A 19,118-nucleotide genomic window follows, 5' to 3' on the forward strand; every position below is an offset into this window, starting at 1 on the left:
GCGGCTTTCATTTACGGCATATATCCAACATTGGATAAATAACATTGGTTAATATAAGGAGGATGTAGATGATGCATACGAAAACCTTGATTCAAGCCTCGGGATTGACGAAAAGCTACGGCTCCCGCACCGTCGTAGACGGCGTGGATCTGGCTATCCGGGAAGGGGAGGTGCTGGCCATCATCGGGCCGAACGGCGCAGGAAAGTCTACGACGCTGGATCTGGTCCTTCAGCTCCGCCGTCCGGATGCCGGACGCGTGCAGTACTGGACGCAGGAGCCCGCGCGCCATATCGGGCTGCAGCTGCAGTCGACCCCGTTCTTTCCCGGCTTCACCGCGCTCGAGAACCTGCGGATGTTCGCAGCCTTCTACGGCCTGCGTCTCCCGGACTCGGAGCTGATGCGCCAGCTGAGCCGCTGCGGTCTGGAGGAGGCCGCGAGAACCGATGCGCTGCGGCTCTCCGGGGGCCAGCAGAAACGGCTCGCGATCGCGATGGCCCTGGTGCATGATCCGAAGCTGATCGTGCTGGATGAGCCGACGGCCGCACTTGACCCTCGGGCACGCCGGGACATTCGGGAGCTTATTCGCTCATTGGCCGAGTCCGGCGCATCCATCGTCTTCACGTCCCATGACATGGAGGAGGTGCATAAGCTGGCGGGCCGGCTGGTGCTCATCAGCGGCGGAAGGGTCCGGGCCTCCGGCACCCCGGAGGAGCTGCTGGACCGTTACCAGGTCGATAGTCTGGAGGAGCTGTACATCCGGCTGACGGATGCGGATCCACAAGCAACGTAAACGAACCTGGCAAGAGAGCGGGGCCGGCTAACGCCCCTCTCTTCTATGGCTCCTCGCGCCGAAACGAAAACCAAAAAGGAGGAATTTCTATGCTTACCATCATGAACACCATGCTGCGGGCACTCTTCCGCGATACCCACACCCTTGTCTGGAACATTGTCTTTCCCATTGCAATGCTGGCGGGGCTAGGGCTTTATTTTAACGACGGAGCTTATTCGTACCGCCTGCTGAGCGGTGTGCTCACGACCAACATCCTGTTCGGAGCAACGATGGTTACGGCCTTTAACGTGATGGCTCAGCGCAACCGGGGCGTCTACAAGCTGCTGCGCGCCACCCCGTTCCGTACCGCCTCGTTCGTAGCTGCGATGACAGGCTCCCGCACCGTGCTGGCGCTCCTCGTCAGTGCATGCGTAACCTTGATGAGCGTTGTGCTCCTTGGAGTGGAGCTGAATCTGCTCAGCATAGCCCTGATGCTGACCGTCCTGCTGGTCGGTACCGTGTGTTTTACCGCGCTCGGCTTTCTTGCCGCTAATCTCTCAAAAGACGAAGGCAACGTCAACATGATCTCCAACCTGATGAGCTTTCCGATGCTGTTTACCAGCGAGGCTTTCTACTCCCTGAACCATGCTCCGCAATGGGTCGTAACCATCGGTCATCTGCAGCCGTTTCACTATCTGGTGGAGGCCATGGGCATCGCCGTCCAGCCTCAAGGAGATGCTTCCGGCCTCTGGCTGCCGCTCGCCATCCTGATCGGATTTACGATGCTGTGCCTCGTGGCGGCCGTCTTGACCTTTCGCTGGGACGCCGATCAGCCTCCCTTCTGGAAGAAGCGGCAGGCCGGGCAGCAGGCGGCTTCGATGTAATTTTTCGGCGTGCCGCCTCTTGTATAAAAGGCTCCTCTTGCGGTATACTGTACAACAATATCAGCATCAGGCCGATGAAGAGCATCCAACTCGGAGGCGTTTTCGCCAAGGGAACCGGGCAGCCGATTGATTGTAAGGCGCACCGTCCCCTAAGTTAACCGGGTCCGCCCGTTACCGCGGAATCAAGAGGATTGAACGAGGGCCCGCGGCATGTTATACGCGCAGGTACGGTTCAATCAATTTGGGTGGCACCGCGAGCGCATAAGCGTCCCTCGTCCCATATGGACTAGGACGCTTTTTTTATTTTTCAATAGGAAAAGGAGCGCGGTTTACCATGATGGACATGAAATGGATTCGGCAAAGCAAAGAAGCACAGGAGGAATTGCAGCGGGTAGCGGACCAGAAGGGGATCGCCCTGTCGGTAGAAGAGCTGCTCGAGCTGGATGACAAGCGGCGGGCGCTGCTGCTGTCGGTGGAGGAGCTGCGCCAGCAGCGGAACGCGTTATCGGAGGAGATCAGCCTCTTGATGCGTCAGGGCAGCAGAGAAGCGGCCGAGCAAACGAAGCAGCAGGTCAAAACGATCAACGAGCGACTGAGCGTTCAGGAGGCACAATTCCGCGAGGTTGAGGCTATGTATCAGGAACTCCTCCTGCTCATCCCCAATATCGTCTCGCCGGATACGCCGGTCGGGGCTTCGGACCAGGACAACGTGGAGGTCAGACGCGTAGGCGCGCCTCCTGTATTTGATTTTGACTATAAAGACCATGTCACGCTTGGAGAGCTCCACGGCATGATCGACATCCCTCGCGGTGTGAAAACCGCCGGCACCCGGAGCTACTACCTGACGGGCATGGGCGCCCTGCTTCATCGAGCGGTGCAGCAGCTTGCAATCGATATGCTTGTTGAAAAGGGCTTTACCCTGATGGATGTGCCGTTGACCGTACGGACGGAGGCGATGCGAAACACCGCCTTCTTCCCGCTCGGCCAGGATCAGGCATTCCGGATTGCCGAGGAAGACAAATGGCTGGTCGGCACCTCGGAGGTCCCGCTGGTATCGTACTACAGCGGCGAAATCGTCGACGTATCGCAGCCGATCCGCCTGGCGGCCGCATCGATGTGCTTCCGCAGCGAGGTCGGCTCGGGCGGCCGGGACGTCTATGGTCTTTATCGCGTGCACCAGTTCGCGAAGGTCGAGCAGGTCGTATTGTGCGAGGCGAACGCAGAGACGTCGGAACGCCTTCTTCAGGAGATCACGGCCAATGCCGAGGAGCTGCTGGGCAAGCTGGAGCTCCCGTACCGGGTCGTTGCCGTCTGCACCGGCGATATGTCGCAGAAGACGTATAAGCAGTACGACATCGAGACATGGATGCCGAGCCGCGGGGCCTATGGCGAGACCCATTCGTCGTCGAACCTGCTCGACTTCCAGGCCCGGCGCTCGAACATCCGCTACCGGGATGCGGAAGGCAAGCTTCGCCACTGCCACACCTTGAATAACACCGCCGTCGCTTCGCCCCGCATTCTGATCCCGCTGCTGGAGAACCACCAGCTGGCGGACGGCTCGATCCGTATTCCGAAGGCGCTGCAGCCTTATATGAACGGGCTCGAGCGAATTGAAGCTCCGGCTGGCTTCGGCTTGGAGGAGTAAACTATAGATCCAGCGCAGAAAAAAGCAAATTCTGCTTCCCTCTAAGGGAATCGTAATCACGCATAAGAGGTGCCCCATAAGATTAGCAGATCTTGGGGGCACCTCTTTGTATTATGGAGAGAGCTCCCGCGATTCATTCCGCAGTCGCTGCTGCATGACGTTTATCGTCGATGCTTGGACGAGTCGCCATTGGGACTCGTCTCGTTATACTGCCACTCCATAATGGTTACCATTCAAGGCTGTCAACGTCAACCAGCGAAAATATAGCGCTGAATCGCCTTGGCAACGCCGTCCCGCGCATTCGTGTCCGTCTGCGCATCGGCAATCGCCTTCAGCTCCTCATCCGCGTTCCCCATGGCAACGCCAAGTCCGGCAGCCCGGATCAGGCGGTAATCGTTCATGTTATCGCCGATAGCCATCACTTCGCGCATATCGATGCCAAGCCTGCTGCAAATCGTGCGCACGCCTGATTCCTTCGATATACCGCGAGGGGAAATCTCCACATTGACGGCTGCCGAACGGGAAATTTCAATCGTATCGATCTCGGAGGCAAGCTCCCGCAGCTTCGAAATGACCGACAGATCAGGATGATGCATGCCGAATTTCATCCATCGCCGCTCAAACATCTCCTCCGTCCAGTTTTTGCGATTCGTAAGGCTCTCCACGCTGTATCCCCAGAAATGGGCGTCCGCCTCCAGCGCCAGCCGGTGCAGCTGTCGAATTTCTTCCGGCTTCAAAAAATGCCGCTCGCACAGCTGCTCCCTTCCCGTCCACAGCTCGGCTCCGTTCAGCAGTACCATCGGGCCGTTCAATCCCAGACTGTTCCAAAGGTCGATGACGGTCTGCATCCCCCTTCCGGTTGAGAAAATCACCATGACGCCGGAATCAACCGCCTTTTGAATCCAATACCGGGTCGTATCGGTCACGATTCCTTCTTCATTTAACGTCGTGCCGTCCAGATCAAGTGCCAGCATTTTGTAATTTGCCATAGGCCATTCCCCTTGCTCTCCTGGATAATTTAAAGATCTTCATTTTGAATCGATGTAATGATAAGAAGTTCGTTAACGTCCCTGGCATTCCTTTATATTTTTAGTTTCAAATTTGAGAAAAGTCAGCCTCAATCGATCAATCGGAATGCCCGAATCGGATTATCAATAGCTTCGGAGCCTCGTCGGGTCCTGTTTTGGAATCCGCTAACCCGGCAATCATTCCCTTGCATATTTTTCTTATCAATTAACTAGGTATATAATGATGGTTATATAGGGAATCCGGTGACTGGGTATACCATACTTATCCGCGGTCATCCTCGGTGCCCTATCGTCAGGAAGCCAGGATGCCCGTCTCTATATAATCTTGCCGTGCTCTGCACGAAGAAGGAGGCAACCAACATGTCTGAATCCGATCTTCATCATACAGAACCAAGAACGGTGAGCGATATTCCGATCTCGATCCTGGATCTCGCCCCGATTACCGCTGGCAGCACTGCAGCACAGTCGCTCAAAAATACGCTCGACCTCGCCCAGCACGCCGAGCGATGGGGCTACAACCGCTACTGGCTGGCCGAGCACCATAATATGCCGGGCATCGCCAGCTCCGCGACCTCGGTCGTCATCGGCCACGTGGCCGGCGGAACGAACACAATTCGCGTCGGGTCGGGCGGCATTATGCTGCCGAACCATGCGCCGCTGGTCATCGCCGAGCAGTTCGGCACGCTCGAATCGCTCTACCCGGGCCGGATCGATCTCGGGCTCGGCCGGGCGCCGGGCTCGGATCAGCTTACCTCCCGGGCGCTGCGGCGCGGCCCCGGCAGCGATGGGCAGGATTTCCCGGACCGCCTCGGCGAGCTGCGGACCTATTTCAAGCCCATCTCCGGCTCGTCCATGCGGGTCCGGGCAATACCGGGCGAAGGGCTCGACATCCCGATCTGGCTGCTGGGCTCCAGCGGCTTCAGCGCACAGCTGGCGGGACAGCTCGGGCTTCCGTTCTCCTTCGCGAGCCACTTCGCGCCGGATTACCTTATGCCGGCGCTCGACCTGTACCGCTCCACCTTCCGCCCGTCGGAGGAGCTTAGCAAGCCTTACGCGATGATCGGCGTGAACGTCATCTGCGCCGATACCGACGAGGAAGCCCAGCGGCTGGCGACATCGCCGTATCAGCAGTTCCTGAACATCATCCGGGGCCGTACCGGCCAGCTCAGCCCGCCGGTCGACAGCATGGATGATCTGTGGAACCTGCAGGAGCAGGCGATCGTGAAGCGGCAGCTCAGCTTCTCCGCCATCGGCAGCCCGGCTACCGTCCGCGCGCAGCTGGAGGAGTTCCAGCGCATGACTCAAGCGGATGAAATAATTGTAGCCGCCGCGATCTATGATCACAAGGCGCGTCTCCGGTCCTACGAGCTGTTGGCAGACGCCGTCGGCCTGAGTAAGCGCTAAGCGAATCATTCCACTGGATAAGACCTACCCAGCGTTGTTATACGCGGGTAGGTCTTTTTTTAATGCACACGAAATCACACACAAATATGCACGAAAAAGTCATAGATGGGGCATAATTAATTTAATATAAACCAGCCAGCCATCTTACCATGCCAGGACCACACCCCGGCGCACAAGGTGAGGTTCGCTTGGTGTATAAAGCCCAAAAAAGCCAGCCCGCCGTTGAATCCGGCTGACTGGCCTTGCATATTGAAACCCTGTGTTACAGCGTCAACCCGCCGTCGATCGTCACGAGCGAGCCCGTCATATAACTGGACCCCGGTGAAGCCATAAACGCAACCACGTTCGCGATTTCGTCGGCCTCGGCCGCACGCCCCATCCGCATGTCAGGGATCTCCTCAGGCACATAGCCGCTCACTTCGAAGGACTTCGCCACGGCTGCCGTCAACGGTGTCTGCACGCCGCCCGGACAGATCGCGTTCACGCGAATGCCCTTCTTCACATATTCGAGTGCCGCGGATTTCGTCAAGCCGACGACCGCATGCTTGCTTGCCGAATAAGCTCCAGCACTGTGCTCGCTGCGGATGCCCGCCGTCGAAGCCGTATTCAGAATATGGCCGCTGCCCTGCTCTTTCATGACCTTCAGCACGTATTTCATGCCGAGGAAGCAGCCCTTCACATTAACGGACATTTGACGATCGAATTCGCTCTCCTCGATATCATCGAGCATGGAGAACTTCTGTATAATCCCCGCATTGTTGAAGAAAAAGTCAATTCGGCCGTAGGTTTCGACAGCTTTATTTACGTAGTTCTGCACATCCTCGCTCTTGGACACGTCGGCCTGTACGAAAATGCCGTCTCCGCCTTGTTCCTTAATCATACGGAGCGTTTCTTCCCCAGCCTCCTTGTTGAAATCAACCAGGACGACGGCTGCGCCGTTCTTTGCCAGCTTCAGGCTGCTCGCTCTCCCGATTCCGCTGGCCGCGCCGGTGATGACTGCAATCTGTTGATGATCGGACATGGAACAACACTCCCTTTATGAAGATATGAATGAACGCTATATATCAAGGACCAATATTCAATGATCTACAAAAGTCTTCTTAAAATTCCTGGGTACCCGTGTATCTGACAGTGATCCATTCGTTATATCCGATCATGTGCTGACCGAACATGAGGGATCTCCGGTTACTTCGCGTAGTATCCGCCGTCGATCGGGAGCTCGATGCCCGTAATGTAAGAGGATTCGTCCGAAGCCAGGAACAAGGCGCCATTCGCGATATCCTCTGGTTTGCCGAGGCGTGGAAGCGGAGTCTGCGATTGGAACCACTGCATCATCTGCTCGTTCTTGAACAGATCGATCGTCATCGGCGTTTCGATGTAACCCGGATGGATCGAGTTGCAGCGGATGTTATGCTGTGCAAAATCGACGGCGGTCGCCTTGGTCAGCATGCGCACGGCGCCTTTGCTTGCGGTGTAAGGTCCCGCGCCGCTGCCGCCCGTCAGGCCGGCTATGGAGGAAATGTTGATGATGGAGCCGCCTCCGGCTTCGATCATATGCGGGATGACGTACTTTTGGCCGAGGAAAATGCTCGTCACGTTAATCGACATCGTCTTCTCCCAGCCTTCAACCGTCAAGTCCATGAACGGGGTTGCGTTCGAGATGCCGGCATTGTTGACCAAAATATCAATCTTGCCGTACTTCCTCACGGTTTCGTCCACGACGCGGATCCAATCTTCCTCCGAAGCGACATTTTGCTTGAAGCCGATGGCTTCGCCGCCGCTGGCTTGGATCTCGGCCACGACCTCCTGGATTTTATCCTCCTGCAAGTCGGTGATCGCTACCTTCGCGCCCTCTTTCGCAAACAACAGGGCATCTGCCTTGCCCATACCGCCGGCCGCACCGGTGATGATCGCTACTTTATTGTCCAGTCTTCCCATATTGGATGACCTCCTGATTGTTATTTGCCGTCCCGATTTCCGGACGGGTTCATCTTGAGCTGGAAATGATCAATCATCTTCGCATAAGCGGAGATCAGCAAATCCAGCTCCTCTTCGGTATAATCGGACCACAATCCTTCGTTCAGCTCCCGGTATTTCTCCACCATGCGGGCTTCCATCTCACGGCCACGTTCCGTGATTCTCAGATAGACCTGCCGCCGGTCGGCTTCGGATGTGACACGTTCAATGAGTCCCTTACTCACCAGCTTGTTGCTAAGATTGGTGATCGAAGGCAAAGTCACGTTCAGCACGCTCGCGAAATAGGAGCTTGTCTGATCGCCTTCATTAGCCAGCGTCTGCAGCACGTAATATTGAGGTCCTGTCAGATCGCTGTCCAGTATTTGGGCATAGCTGGCCACAAGCGTCATCATCTGGCGGGACACCATGTGGGACAGCTGCTCCTTCTTATCCAGCTTTGATCACCCCGATCAGGAATAGTCGAATACATATATCACAATATTAAATAGTTAAAAGCTTTTAACAATTAAATTGTATACCCTTTCACTCCGTTCGTCAACTGTCCCGCAGCTGTATCATATGGGGGCTTTCCCTATTCCTCCCTATTTCATACGACCTCGCTCCCGGCACAAAAAAAACCTCTATAAAAAGGCCTTCTAAGTATATCCAGCTGCTCGTCAAATATAATTTCAGGGCGTACAAAAAAAGACACCACCATATGGTGATGTCTCGCTTTACCCTGCCGGCTCCATCCGGGCATTGGCGGTTAGCTTCCGCAGCTGTTCCAGTGTGATCCGGTCCACGAATCTTGAAAATTTCTCTTTCTTCTTACCCTGCTCCTGAAAAATCGCAATCAAGCTCCGTATCATCGGAACAAGCTCCTCTGCTTCCAGGCCGGCATGCAGCTGCTTGGCCAGCAAAGCCTTTAGGCCCCGCGGTTCTCCACCGACATACATATCGTATTTATCCCGCATTTTGATGACGGCGATATCCTTCAGCAGCGGTTCGCTCGTGCCGAGCGCGCAGCCTGCATATCCGATCCTGAGCGGCGAGGGTACCGGATGCCCGGCAATCGCTTCATCGAGCGCCCGGGCTACGTCCAGGCCCGCTTCCTCTGCCCCCCTGCAGAAATGGCAGGCGATCAGACTTTTGGTGACGAATCCGGCAGGGTGAACCTGGAGTCCGGCTGCCCTTAACAGGCGCTGAGCCTCTTCCATCTGTTCCTCCTCCATCTCGACGTACAGCTGCTTGAAGCTGGTCATTTCGATACGGGCATCCTCGCCGACGACGCTGCCCAGGACGGCCAGCTGTTCGGGACGGAACATCGTTCCGCCCACCTCAAACCCTGGCGTTACGGCAAACTTCCGCATACTCATGTGAACACTCCCATTTTGTTCAATTGATCGTATGGCCCCCGCAAACGCTATCTATCTTCAAGCCTTCGATGTCGGGGTTATACTTTCATACGCTGCAAACGGAGGGCATTGAGTACAACCGATACCGAGCTAAGCGCCATTGCCGCCCCGGCGACCCAAGGGGCCAGCAGGCCGATCGCGGCAATCGGAATTCCCAGCGAATTGTAGCCGAGCGCCCAGAACAGGTTTTGGCGGATATTGCTCATCGTTTTGCGGCTCATATAAATAGCGTCCGGAATGCTGTTCAGATCGCCCTTCATGAGGGTAACGTCCGCCGCTTCCATCGCCACGTCGGTTCCCGTACCGATCGCCATGCCGATATCGGCTACGGCCAGAGCAGGAGCATCATTGATGCCGTCGCCGACCATGGCCACTTTCTTGCCCTGCTGCTGAAGCTTCTTCACTTCATCGGCCTTGCCTTCCGGCAGCACTTCAGCCAGAACATGGTCGATGCCGACCTGCTTCGCAATCGCCTGTGCCGTCCGCTCGTTGTCGCCTGTCATCATGATCACTTCAATGCCCATATCCTTCAATCTTGCAACCGCTGCGCGTGAGGTTTCCTTAATCGTATCCGCGACGGCGACGAGTCCGGCATACTTGCCGTCGATCGCTGCCAGCATCGCGGTCTTGCCCTCGGTCTCCAGCTCCGACATCCGGGCGAGAACCGATTCCACCGGAATCTGATGCTTCGCCATCAGCTTGCGCGTTCCGACCAGCACCTCATGGCCGTCCACGCTTGCATAGATACCGTAACCCGGAATCGCTTCGAACTCCTGTGCTGCCGGGAGCGCAATCCCTTTTGCTTCAATTCCGGCTACGATCGCTTCTGCCAGCGGATGCTCCGAGCTCTTCTCGGCAGCGCCGACCAGGCGCAGGAATGCTTCCTCTTCAAAATCATGCGCTTGAACATCGGTCAGCTCCGGTTTGCCCTTGGTTACCGTTCCGGTTTTATCCAGAACAATCGTGTCCATCTTATGCGTCGCTTCCAGATGCTCCCCGCCCTTGAACAGTACGCCAAGCTCTGCCGCACGGCCCGATCCGGCCATAATGGAGGTCGGTGTGGCTAAACCGAGGGCACATGGGCAAGCGATGACGAGGATCGCAATCGCGATTTCAAGCGCATTCGCAAAGTTGCCTGGTGTTACCCAGAAGTACCATATGAGAAAAGCTGCGATTGCAATACCGACCACGATCGGTACGAAAATGCCGGAGATGACATCGGCCACCCGCTGAATCGGCGCCTTCGACCCTTGAGCTTCCTCAACCACCTTGATAATTTGGGCGAGAGCGGTCTCTTTGCCCACCTTGGAGGCCTCGAACTTCAGACGTCCGTTTTTGTTAATCGTAGCTCCGATGACCGTATCTCCGGCCTTCTTCTCGACCGGAATGCTCTCCCCGGTCAGCATGGACTCATCGACCGCCGACATGCCTTCGATCACCCGGCCGTCGACCGGGATCTTCTCTCCCGGCTTAACGACGACGATATCTCCAACCATGACCTGCTCAACCGGTACGGTCGTTTCCTGACCGTCACGGATAACGACCGCCGTTTTGGCCTGCAGACCCATCAGCGTCTTGATCGCTTCCGAGGTTCTGCCCTTGGCCAGGGATTCAAACAGCTTCCCGAGAATGACGAGCGTGATCAAAACGGCACTCGTTTCATAATACATCGCCGGGCCGTGATGCACGCTTCCGCCCGCTGCAGCCCAGTCAATCGTCAGGTACAAGCTGTAGAAATAAGCAGCCGATGTACCGAGAGCTACGAGAACGTCCATGTTGGCGCTCTTGTTGCGAAGGGCTTTATATGCCCCTACATAGAACTGCTTACCGATATAGAACTGAACCGGGGTAGCAAGCGCGAGCTGGAACCATGGGTTCATGAAGAGCTCCGGCATCCAGATCCATGAGGTAAAGGAGAAATGGGTCACCATGGCCCACAGCAGCGGCAGTGACAGGATGGCCGATATGATCAGCTTGCGCTTCTGCTTGGCAATGGCTTCCTTGCGGTGGCTCTCCTGATCGGGCGCCTCCTGCTTGGATACAGCCTGGTACCCCAGCTTTTCTACACGCTGCTGAATGTCGCTGATCGATACTTCCGCAGGGTTAAATTCCACCCGGGCCGTCTCCAGTGCAAAGTTGACATTAGCCTGGGTTACGCCCGGCATCTTGCCGACCACCTTCTCGATCTTCGATGCGCAAGCTGCGCAGTACATGCCAACCAGCTGAAAATCAACGGTTTCCTTTGCCGTGCCATAGCCGAGCTTCTGGATCTTCTCCTCCATCTCCTTGACCGAAACGACCGCCGGATCATAGGTTACGGAGGCCTTCTCCAGCGCAAAGTTCACGTTGGCGTCTTGGACGCCTTCCATTTTGCTTAGCCCCTTCTCAATCCGGTTCGCGCAGGCCGCACATGTCATGCCGGTCAACTGCAGCGATGCCTTCTTCTGCTCTTGAACTGCTCCTGTTCCCATCGTCTTACCCCCCTCTTCCGTCGTCTTCAGCCCTTAGGCTACCGTGTACCCCTGTTCTTCGATGATTCCTTTGATATCTTCGAGGCTGAACTTGCCGGCATCATAGTTCACCGATACGGTGCCCGCCTTCAAATCCACGCTCCCGGAAATCCCCTGCTCCTTCAATGCGCCCTCGATCGAATTTACGCAGTGCATGCAGGACATGCCTTCAACTTTCAATGTTACCTGTTCCATTCTTCATCGCTCCTTAATGGTTTATTTAAAATGCTTCGGCCTTTCGATCATTTCATCATTTCGCTGCAGGCCGTTATGACGTGTTGTTTGTGTTTCTGATGTTAGTATACCCCCCTACCCTATATTTAGTCAACAGTGAATTTCATCTTTTTTGAAAAAAATTGTCCGCACCGTAATGATCAGGCTTGCGCCCCTTTACGAGCAGGGCTTGTCCCTTTTATATCTAACATCCTCGAATGAACCTTTTTTTATTCCGAACGTGCTGTAAGGCTAGAGCATTCTTACATTAGGACGGAGCACCGGGCGTAAGGGTCCCTTCGGGGCTTCTAAACTATAAAGCCTGCCGCCCGAAATCGGGCAGCAGGCTCTTTGTTCGTTCGTATGCTGAAGCTGTGCGTTCGATTTGCGAAGGCCAGCTTTTTTCAATATCATTAAGCAGCTTAGCAAGCACGGGACACACCTTGAATTCTTAAACAGGCCCTCGCTTATTTCATCAGTTTGTTCATCGTTGTCAGCAATTCGGTAATGACGTCATCGTCGCCTTCCTGCAGGCGCTCGACCACGCAGCTCTTCATATGGTGCTCCAGCAGCAGCCTGCCCACGCCGTTCAATGCCGATTGAATGGAGGAGATCTGGTTCAATACGTCATCACAATACGTATCCTTCTCAATCAAGCCCTTCACCCCGCGAATTTGCCCCTCGATCCGATTCAATCGGCTAATGAGGTTGTTTTTCGTTTTCTCGGAATGATGGCTTTTCCGCTCACTCGTTACCGCGCAGGCTTCATGTGTATGGCTTTCGGTTGTCATCCCATTCCCCTCCTTCATCATGACCATGGATCTTTTTTCAATCTATTCATATCCATAGTATATCATATAGCCCCCCACCCTATAAAGCCCGAGAATCCGCAGGTCTTTTTTCGATGGAGACACGCCTATTTGGAGACGTCTTTATGTAATCTACCCTTATCATATAACAAAACCTGTGCTTGGTTCATTACGTTATTGTTATAAACCGTCTCTATAATCTTAGTTTATGAAGGCCGGCATCCGTTCATACAGGCTTATGACAGCATCTTCTTTTACATGCCCGCTGTGTACCCCGAATGCAGACACCACTGCACAGATGAACCTGGACCGCACGAAAAAAGAGTAGATCCCTCCTTCGCACCGGGTGATCTACTCCCTCTTCCAAGCGGAGCCGCTCGCGTAAGAGCGGCTCCTTCTTTATTATAACGGATCAAGATGTCCTACGGCAGTCCGAGTTACAACCTTCCATCCTCTATACTTTTAAATGGATGCTGTGCCTTTCCTTACCCATCCATACCTTTGAATAGATAAGGTGCCTACCCCTACCCCACGCATTGCTTAAAAGATGGTACGCCCCCGCCCATCCGGCACGCCGGACTTGCGGAAGAAATACGTGTTGATGACATCCCGCCAGTGCTTGGCATGCTCTGCCTGTTCGGCCAGCCTCGCGGCCACCTGGGCATGCTGCGCCGGATCGATTCGCCCCTCGAGAGATGCCCATTCCACTAGGAGCTCTGCCGCTGCATCCGCACCTTCAAAATGGGTGTCATAAATATGCTGAATCACCGTTTTCCCCGACTTCAGGCGGTGCGAGTACGGCACATGGTGGAAGAACAGCAGCAGCTCGTCGGGACAGTCCTCCAGCGTCTCGTACCTGCGCGCATTCGGCTCGAAATACTGGGCCGTATAACCCGTCCCCGTCGCAGCCGTACGGTCGACCCCGATGCCGTCCCGGTCCGCAAAATGGTATGTCCCCCACCTGGAATACTCGTATCCGTCCACGTCCGGCCCGTAATGGGTATGCGGCGTCACCATCCAGCCGACCCCGAGCGGGGACGTATAGCTTTCATAGATCGGCCAAGATTTCATCAGCATGCCGCAGGCAGTCTTTATAACGGCCTCGTCGTTGCCGAAGGTCTGCCGGGTCCATTCCTCCGCAATCTCCTCCGAGGTCAGATCAGGATTCCAGATCAGCCGTCCGTATCCATACAGATTGGCCTGTGCCAGCGTATGTCCCGTCCAGTTCTCGTCATCTCCGATGTTGGATACGGCCGCAATCCCGCTTAGCTTCATGCTGTGAAGCGAACCGGACACGATCCGTTTCACATACGAGCCCTGCCCGTCCGCGTGCGTATCAAAGTTCAGCACGTCCTTCCACTGCGGAACGAGATAGCAGACATGGCGCTGCTGCCCGGTATATTCCTGCGTCACCTGGAATTCCAGCACCTGGTTCGTATGCTTCATGCTGCCGAACAGCGGGGATACCGGTTCCCGGACCTGAAAATCCATCGGCCCGTTCTTAATCTGCAGCAGCACATTGTCCATGAACCGGCCGTCAAGCGGCGTGAAATGATCGTAAGCCGCCTTGGCACGGTCCGTACTCCGATCCCGCCAATCCTGCATGCAGTTATAGACGAAGCAGCGCCAAATCACGATTCCGCCATGGGGCTTTAGCGCTTCGGCAAGCATATTGGCGCCGTCGGCATGGTCGCGCCCGTAAGCGAACGGCCCCGGCCGGTGTTCCGAATCGGCCTTCACCAGGAATCCGCCGAAGTCCGGAATATGGCTGTAAATCTCATCCGCGGCGGCCCTCCACCACCGCCGTACGTCTTCATTCAGCGGATCGGAAGTGCCAACGCCGCCGATATGAAGCGGGGCCGCAAAGTTAATGCTCAAATACAGCGTGATGCCGTACTTGCGAAAAACACTTGCGATTTGGGCCACCTGTGGCAAATATTCCCGGGTGATGAACCGCGTTTCAATCTCATGCACGTTCACATTATTGATCGAAATTGCATTGATGCCGACGGAAGACAGCAGCCTTGCATAATCCTTAACGCGCGTAAGATCCTCCGTGAAGCGCCCATCCCGGTAAAAGATCGAACGCCCCGCATAGCCCCGCTCGATCGAGCCGTCCGCATTATCCCATTGATTGATCATCCGGAGCCGATTAACCGGCTCCTCGGTCACGTTCCATGCCGTTAACGGCTCGTGTGCGGCGACAAGCCGCAGCAAATGAAATACGCCGTACAGCAAACCTTTCTCCGAGCCGCCGATCAGGATCACTCGCTCCTGCCCCTTGCCCTCCAGATACTCAAGGCGGAAGCCTTCAGGTCCCAGCTTTCCGGGAGCGCTGTTGTTCCCTTCTTCCAGGTCCTGCACGTTATCGGCAGGCTGCACCCGCAGCTGAAGGCCGCGGGATATCCCTTCGTTCGATGCCAGTTGAGGCATCTCGTTGCCCAGCAACAATAGCTCCGGCTCGATGTCCAGCAGGGATCGGCATCCGCTGCGAAGCTCCTCAATGGCCGAATCCAGAAGCTCGGATCGCCTTCCCTCCAAGGAGATCGTGCCGAGAACCCGGCGGTAAGCCTCCCGAAGCTCCGCATCCTGGATCGGCGAATACTGAAGCCAGGCTCGATATAATGTACTGTTCATATTCTTTGTTCCTCCTTCGTCCTGCTCTTTATGCCAAACGACTGCTTTTTACTAATCAACAAACCAAATACCGGCCACCATGGACGACATCAAGGCAGACTGAAACCAATACTAAACCCGAGATTATTCGTGGATTTGAAAATAGCGCTCCGCGTTGCGATAGCATATATCCTGGATGATGCCCCCGATATAGTCATAGTCCGCCGGCAGCTCCCCCTCCTTGATCCAGTCCCCGAACAGGCGGCAAAGGACGCGCCGGAAATATTCATGCCTTGGGAACGACATGAAGCTGCGCGAGTCCGTCAGCATGCCGACAAAGGTGCTGATCAGGCCCATGGAGGACAGAGCGGTCAGCTGCTTCAGCATGCCCTCCTTCTGATCATGGAACCACCAGGCAGAGCCGAGCTGAAGCTTCCCTTCGACGCCGGCCGATTGAAAATTGCCGATTGTGGTGGCAATCATCTCGTAATGGGAGGAGTACAGGCTGTAAACGATAGTCTTCGGGAGCCGGTCGTCCTTGTCAAGCTCGCTCAAAAATCCGTTAAGACTCGCCGCCAGATGAAAGTCCAGGATGGAATCATACCCGCTGTCCTTCCCGAGCTTAGCCAGCATGCGGGCGTTGTTGTTCCGGGATGCTCCGATATGAAGCTGCATGGCCCAGCCCAAGTCATGGTACATCACAGCAAGCCGAAGCAGCGTATAGGTTCGGTACTTCGCCTCCTCCTGTTCTGAGATCGGGTCCCCTGCCATGGCCTTGGCATAAATGGCCGCTGCCTCTTGTTCGCTGGCAGGCTCATACGGAAATGCGCCGAAGCCGTGATCGGACAGCCGGCAGCCGTGATCATGGAAGTACTGAATCCGCAGCTTAAGTGCTTCAAGCAATTCTTCATAGGTATCTACCGCATGATTCGCCGCCTCCCCGAGCTGCCGGATATATCCTGCAAAATCGGCATGCGTCAGGTCAAGGACCCGATCCGGACGAAAAGCCGGCGCCACGACCGCGGTAATCTCCGGATTGCGCTGAATACGGCGATGAAATTCCAAGGAGTCGGCCGGATCGTCCGTCGTGCACGCTACCTTCACCTTGAAGCGAGCAAGGATGCCTCCAGCCGTTAGGGAAGGGTCCTTCAGCTTCTCGTTGCACGCATGCCAGATCTTCATCGCATTATCCTCAGACAGCCGCTCCTGAATGCCGAAATACCTCGCCAGCTCCAGATGGGTCCAATGATAGAGCGGATTTCCGACGAGCTTTGGAACGCAGCGCGCCCAAGCCGTGAATTTCTCCTCGGGCGGCGCGCTGCCCGTAATCAGCTCTTCTTCAACACCGAGCCAGCGCATCGCCCTCCATTTGTAGTGATCTCCTTCAAGCCAAATCTCGGCCAGATTTCCGAATTGGCGGTTGTCCGCGATATCCTTCGGGCTTAAATGATTGTGATAGTCGTACAGCGGCATGCTCTCCGCATAATCATAGTACAGCTTCCTGGCGCTATTGCTGTTAAGCAGCAGATTATCGATATCCAAACGGCTCATCTTCCCGATCCCTCCGTTCAAAATTTTCGTTTTCCGTTCCATACTACCATACTTGTATGGTAGTATGGAATATATAAGCCTGGCGGATCTGGAGGAGGATTCCGGCGGCCAATGATGAGCCGCGTGATTCAGCCGTCCTGACATTGCGTTCCTCAGGTAAAGTACAATGGCAAGCCAGGCTCAAGCGCTTATCATTGATTAATTTATTCAACAACCACATTCGTAAAGGCGGTGCAGCAATGCGTATGGTATTTCGGTGGTTCGGCGAAGGCAACGACACGGTCTCGCTGGATCATGTCAGGCAAATTCCCGGCGTAGAAGGAATCGTCTGGTCGCTCCATGATATCCCGGCCGGCGAGGAATGGCCGATGGAGCGGATTGAGGAAGTCCGGGACCAGGCAAGCGCGTTCGGACTTCATATTGACGTTGTGGAAAGCGTGAATGTGCACGAGGATATCAAGCTCGGCCTCCCGTCACGCGATCGGTACATCGCCAATTACATCCGTACGATTGAAAAATTGGGCCAGGTCGGCGTCAAAGTCATTTGCTACAATTTCATGCCGATCTTTGATTGGGCGCGAACCGATATGTTTAAAGCAGCGCCTGACGGATCGACGGCACTCTTCTTCGAAAAAGCCAAGATCCACGGCATCGATCCAATGGAGCTTGTAAGAACGATCACGCAGAACAGCTCTCTTACCATGCCGGGATGGGAACCGGAGCGGCTGGCTCACCTGGCCTCTTTGTTCGAGGCTTATCGCGGGGTAACGGAGGAGGATCTGTGGAGCAATCTAGGGTATTTCCTGAAAGCGGTCGTTCCGGTGGCCGAAGCCAACGGCATTCGAATGGCTATTCATCCCGACGATCCGCCTTGGTCCATCTTTGGCCTGCCCCGGATCATCACCAGCCAGGAGAACCTTCGCAGACTCCTGAGCCTGTACGACAGTCCGGCGAACAGCCTCACCTTGTGCAGCGGCTCGCTCGGCGCGAATCCGGATAACGATATCGTCTCGATGATTCATGAATTCCATGACCGGATACCGTTCGCGCATATCCGCAATGTCCGCGTCTTTGATAACGGCGACTTCATCGAGACCTCCCATCGGACGCAGGACGGGACGGTTGACATCACCGGCATCGTCCAGGCCTATCACGAAACCGGATTTACCGGTTATGCCAGACCCGATCACGGACGGCATATTTGGGGCGAGCAATGCCGGCCGGGTTACGGGCTGTATGACCGGGCACTGGGCATTATGTATTTGTGGGGGCTGTGGGATGCGTACACCAGGAAGAGCCAGGATCAAGCCTCCAAAGTGAAGGAGGCTGTTCAATGAGCGGATTCAGTAACGGTATGCCGGAATCAGCCGGATCTGGTCAAGGCGCGGTCGGATCTGCACGCCAAGAGCACATCGCCCTTCCCATCCACCCGTCCATCCATGGCAAAACCGCGGTTATTACCGGCGGATCCGGAGTATTATGCCGAGCAATGGCGCTAGAGCTTGGGCGTCAGGGAGCGAAGGTCGCCGTCCTGAACCGCACGGTGGAGAAGGGTCAGCAGGTTGCAGACGAGATCACCGCGGCTGGCGGAACCGCGATAGCGGTCTCCTGCGACGTAACGGATCCCGAAAGCGTACGCCAGGCGGAAAGGGCTGTACGCGAAGCATTCGGCCCGTGCGATATTCTGATTAACGGAGCCGGCGGCAACCGGAAGGATGCCAATACGACGAATGAAACCTTCCGCCCCGAAGATCAGGGTCAATCCGATGTCACCACCTTCTTTGGGCTCAGTGTGCCCGGCTTCCGCAGCGTCTTCGACTTGAACTTCATCGGTACGCTGATTCCGACGCAGATCTTCGCGGAGGGCATGGTCGGGCGGCCGGGAGCGGTGGTGCTGAATATTTCGTCCATGAGCGCGCCAAGCCCGATGACGAAGGTCCCCGCCTATAGCGCCGCCAAAGCCGCTATCAACAATTTCACCCAATGGCTCGCGGTCCATCTGGCGGATGCCGGTATCCGGGTGAACGCGATTGCACCGGGCTTCTTCCTGACCGAGCAGAACCGTAATTTGCTGACGAACAGCGACGGTTCGCTGACGGAGCGTTCTCATAAGATCATTTCCCACACGCCCATGAGACGGTTCGGCGTGCCGGAGGATCTCCTCGGGACGCTGCTATGGCTTGTGGATGATCAGGCTTCGGGTTTTGTCACAGGAACGGTTATCCCGGTGGACGGCGGCTTTATGGCTTATTCTGGCGTATGAAACAAAACGCAGCCCCTTGGGCTGCGTTTTTTGCGCTATGCGTGGCTTTATGGT

General features: G+C 55.7%; 16 protein-coding genes. 6 read left to right on the top strand and 10 right to left on the bottom strand.

Features of this window, described 5'->3' with window-relative positions; translation table 11 throughout:
- Window positions 1-68: 68 nt before the first annotated feature.
- The 3 genes from J2Z18_RS01450 to serS all read left to right on the top strand — a co-directional run bounded on the left by J2Z18_RS01450 (window position 69) and on the right by serS (window position 3,299).
- Window positions 69-791 carry an ABC transporter ATP-binding protein gene (locus tag J2Z18_RS01450; protein ID WP_232239219.1) on the top strand — a complete coding sequence of 241 codons (723 nt, stop codon included), beginning with the start codon at window positions 69-71 and terminating at the stop codon, window positions 789-791.
- An 89-nt stretch (window positions 792-880) separates the two neighbouring features.
- Window positions 881-1,654, top strand: a complete 774-nt coding sequence (locus J2Z18_RS01455) for an ABC transporter permease (protein ID WP_144873090.1) — start codon at window positions 881-883, stop codon at window positions 1,652-1,654.
- Between the two features lie 334 nt (window positions 1,655-1,988).
- Window positions 1,989-3,299: a serine--tRNA ligase gene (gene serS, locus J2Z18_RS01460; protein WP_144873087.1), complete on the top strand. Its 1,311-nt coding sequence runs from the start codon at window positions 1,989-1,991 to the stop codon at window positions 3,297-3,299.
- A gap of 248 nt (window positions 3,300-3,547) precedes the next feature.
- On the opposite strand, the gene J2Z18_RS01465 is transcribed toward serS, so the two are convergent.
- Window positions 3,548-4,288, bottom strand: coding sequence for an HAD family hydrolase (locus tag J2Z18_RS01465; RefSeq protein WP_144873084.1), 741 nt, complete (start codon window positions 4,286-4,288; stop codon window positions 3,548-3,550).
- A 399-nt stretch (window positions 4,289-4,687) separates the two neighbouring features.
- On the opposite strand from J2Z18_RS01465, the gene J2Z18_RS01470 reads away from it, so the two are divergent.
- Window positions 4,688-5,731, top strand: a complete 1,044-nt coding sequence (locus J2Z18_RS01470) for an LLM class flavin-dependent oxidoreductase (RefSeq protein WP_210094060.1) — start codon at window positions 4,688-4,690, stop codon at window positions 5,729-5,731.
- A gap of 262 nt (window positions 5,732-5,993) precedes the next feature.
- On the opposite strand, the gene J2Z18_RS01475 is transcribed toward J2Z18_RS01470, so the two are convergent.
- The 9 genes from J2Z18_RS01475 to uxaC all read right to left on the bottom strand — a co-directional run bounded on the left by J2Z18_RS01475 (window position 5,994) and on the right by uxaC (window position 16,801).
- Window positions 5,994-6,752, bottom strand: a complete 759-nt coding sequence (locus J2Z18_RS01475) for an SDR family NAD(P)-dependent oxidoreductase (protein WP_210094061.1) — start codon at window positions 6,750-6,752, stop codon at window positions 5,994-5,996.
- 164 nt (window positions 6,753-6,916) lie between these two features.
- Window positions 6,917-7,669, bottom strand: coding sequence for an SDR family NAD(P)-dependent oxidoreductase (locus J2Z18_RS01480; RefSeq protein WP_007128950.1), 753 nt, complete (start codon window positions 7,667-7,669; stop codon window positions 6,917-6,919).
- 20 nt (window positions 7,670-7,689) lie between these two features.
- A complete protein-coding gene (locus J2Z18_RS01485; protein WP_007128951.1) occupies window positions 7,690-8,115 on the bottom strand; it encodes a MarR family winged helix-turn-helix transcriptional regulator in 426 nt (141 codons plus the stop codon).
- Between the two features lie 306 nt (window positions 8,116-8,421).
- Window positions 8,422-9,063, bottom strand: a complete 642-nt coding sequence (locus J2Z18_RS01490; RefSeq protein WP_210094062.1) for an NAD(P)/FAD-dependent oxidoreductase — start codon at window positions 9,061-9,063, stop codon at window positions 8,422-8,424.
- A gap of 77 nt (window positions 9,064-9,140) precedes the next feature.
- Window positions 9,141-11,573 (bottom strand): heavy metal translocating P-type ATPase, encoded by a 2,433-nt coding sequence (locus J2Z18_RS01495; RefSeq protein ID WP_210094063.1) that lies wholly within the window; start codon window positions 11,571-11,573, stop codon window positions 9,141-9,143.
- Window positions 11,574-11,606: 33 nt separating this feature from the next.
- On the bottom strand, window positions 11,607-11,807 hold the full coding sequence (locus tag J2Z18_RS01500) for a cation transporter (RefSeq protein WP_007128954.1): 201 nt from the start codon (window positions 11,805-11,807) through the stop codon (window positions 11,607-11,609).
- Window positions 11,808-12,292: 485 nt separating this feature from the next.
- A complete protein-coding gene (locus tag J2Z18_RS01505) occupies window positions 12,293-12,616 on the bottom strand; it encodes a metal-sensitive transcriptional regulator (protein WP_007128955.1) in 324 nt (107 codons plus the stop codon).
- A 558-nt stretch (window positions 12,617-13,174) separates the two neighbouring features.
- On the bottom strand, window positions 13,175-15,271 hold the full coding sequence (locus tag J2Z18_RS01510; RefSeq protein WP_210094064.1) for an alpha-glucuronidase family glycosyl hydrolase: 2,097 nt from the start codon (window positions 15,269-15,271) through the stop codon (window positions 13,175-13,177).
- Window positions 15,272-15,394: 123 nt separating this feature from the next.
- On the bottom strand, window positions 15,395-16,801 hold the full coding sequence (gene uxaC / locus J2Z18_RS01515; RefSeq protein ID WP_007128957.1) for a glucuronate isomerase: 1,407 nt from the start codon (window positions 16,799-16,801) through the stop codon (window positions 15,395-15,397).
- Between the two features lie 239 nt (window positions 16,802-17,040).
- On the opposite strand from uxaC, the gene uxuA reads away from it, so the two are divergent.
- Both uxuA and J2Z18_RS01525 read left to right on the top strand, forming a co-directional pair.
- A complete protein-coding gene (gene uxuA / locus J2Z18_RS01520) occupies window positions 17,041-18,138 on the top strand; it encodes a mannonate dehydratase (protein WP_210094065.1) in 1,098 nt (365 codons plus the stop codon).
- A 17-nt stretch (window positions 18,139-18,155) separates the two neighbouring features.
- Window positions 18,156-19,064, top strand: a complete 909-nt coding sequence (locus tag J2Z18_RS01525; protein ID WP_245255823.1) for an SDR family oxidoreductase — start codon at window positions 18,156-18,158, stop codon at window positions 19,062-19,064.
- The last annotated feature ends 54 nt before the right edge of the window (window positions 19,065-19,118 follow it).

It is taken from the genome of Paenibacillus lactis (genome assembly GCF_017873605.1).
In the GTDB taxonomy this organism is placed as follows: domain Bacteria; phylum Bacillota; class Bacilli; order Paenibacillales; family Paenibacillaceae; genus Paenibacillus_AQ; species Paenibacillus_AQ lactis.

Excerpts from the sequence above, each read along its gene's own strand:
- J2Z18_RS01450 (WP_232239219.1), top strand. The coding sequence starts at position 69 with ATGATGCATACGAAAACCTTGATTCAAGCCTCGGGATTGACGAAAAGC.
- J2Z18_RS01455 (WP_144873090.1), top strand. The coding sequence starts at position 881 with ATGCTTACCATCATGAACACCATGCTGCGGGCACTCTTCCGCGATACC.
- serS (WP_144873087.1), top strand. The coding sequence starts at position 1,989 with ATGATGGACATGAAATGGATTCGGCAAAGCAAAGAAGCACAGGAGGAA.
- J2Z18_RS01465 (WP_144873084.1), bottom strand. The coding sequence starts at position 4,288 with ATGGCAAATTACAAAATGCTGGCACTTGATCTGGACGGCACGACGTTA.
- J2Z18_RS01470 (WP_210094060.1), top strand. The coding sequence starts at position 4,688 with ATGTCTGAATCCGATCTTCATCATACAGAACCAAGAACGGTGAGCGAT.
- J2Z18_RS01475 (WP_210094061.1), bottom strand. The coding sequence starts at position 6,752 with ATGTCCGATCATCAACAGATTGCAGTCATCACCGGCGCGGCCAGCGGA.
- J2Z18_RS01480 (WP_007128950.1), bottom strand. The coding sequence starts at position 7,669 with ATGGGAAGACTGGACAATAAAGTAGCGATCATCACCGGTGCGGCCGGC.
- J2Z18_RS01485 (WP_007128951.1), bottom strand. The coding sequence starts at position 8,115 with ATGGTGTCCCGCCAGATGATGACGCTTGTGGCCAGCTATGCCCAAATA.
- J2Z18_RS01490 (WP_210094062.1), bottom strand. The coding sequence starts at position 9,063 with ATGAGTATGCGGAAGTTTGCCGTAACGCCAGGGTTTGAGGTGGGCGGA.
- J2Z18_RS01495 (WP_210094063.1), bottom strand. The coding sequence starts at position 11,573 with ATGGGAACAGGAGCAGTTCAAGAGCAGAAGAAGGCATCGCTGCAGTTG.
- J2Z18_RS01500 (WP_007128954.1), bottom strand. The coding sequence starts at position 11,807 with ATGGAACAGGTAACATTGAAAGTTGAAGGCATGTCCTGCATGCACTGC.
- J2Z18_RS01505 (WP_007128955.1), bottom strand. The coding sequence starts at position 12,616 with ATGACAACCGAAAGCCATACACATGAAGCCTGCGCGGTAACGAGTGAG.
- J2Z18_RS01510 (WP_210094064.1), bottom strand. The coding sequence starts at position 15,271 with ATGAACAGTACATTATATCGAGCCTGGCTTCAGTATTCGCCGATCCAG.
- uxaC (WP_007128957.1), bottom strand. The coding sequence starts at position 16,801 with ATGAGCCGTTTGGATATCGATAATCTGCTGCTTAACAGCAATAGCGCC.
- uxuA (WP_210094065.1), top strand. The coding sequence starts at position 17,041 with ATGCGTATGGTATTTCGGTGGTTCGGCGAAGGCAACGACACGGTCTCG.
- J2Z18_RS01525 (WP_245255823.1), top strand. The coding sequence starts at position 18,156 with ATGCCGGAATCAGCCGGATCTGGTCAAGGCGCGGTCGGATCTGCACGC.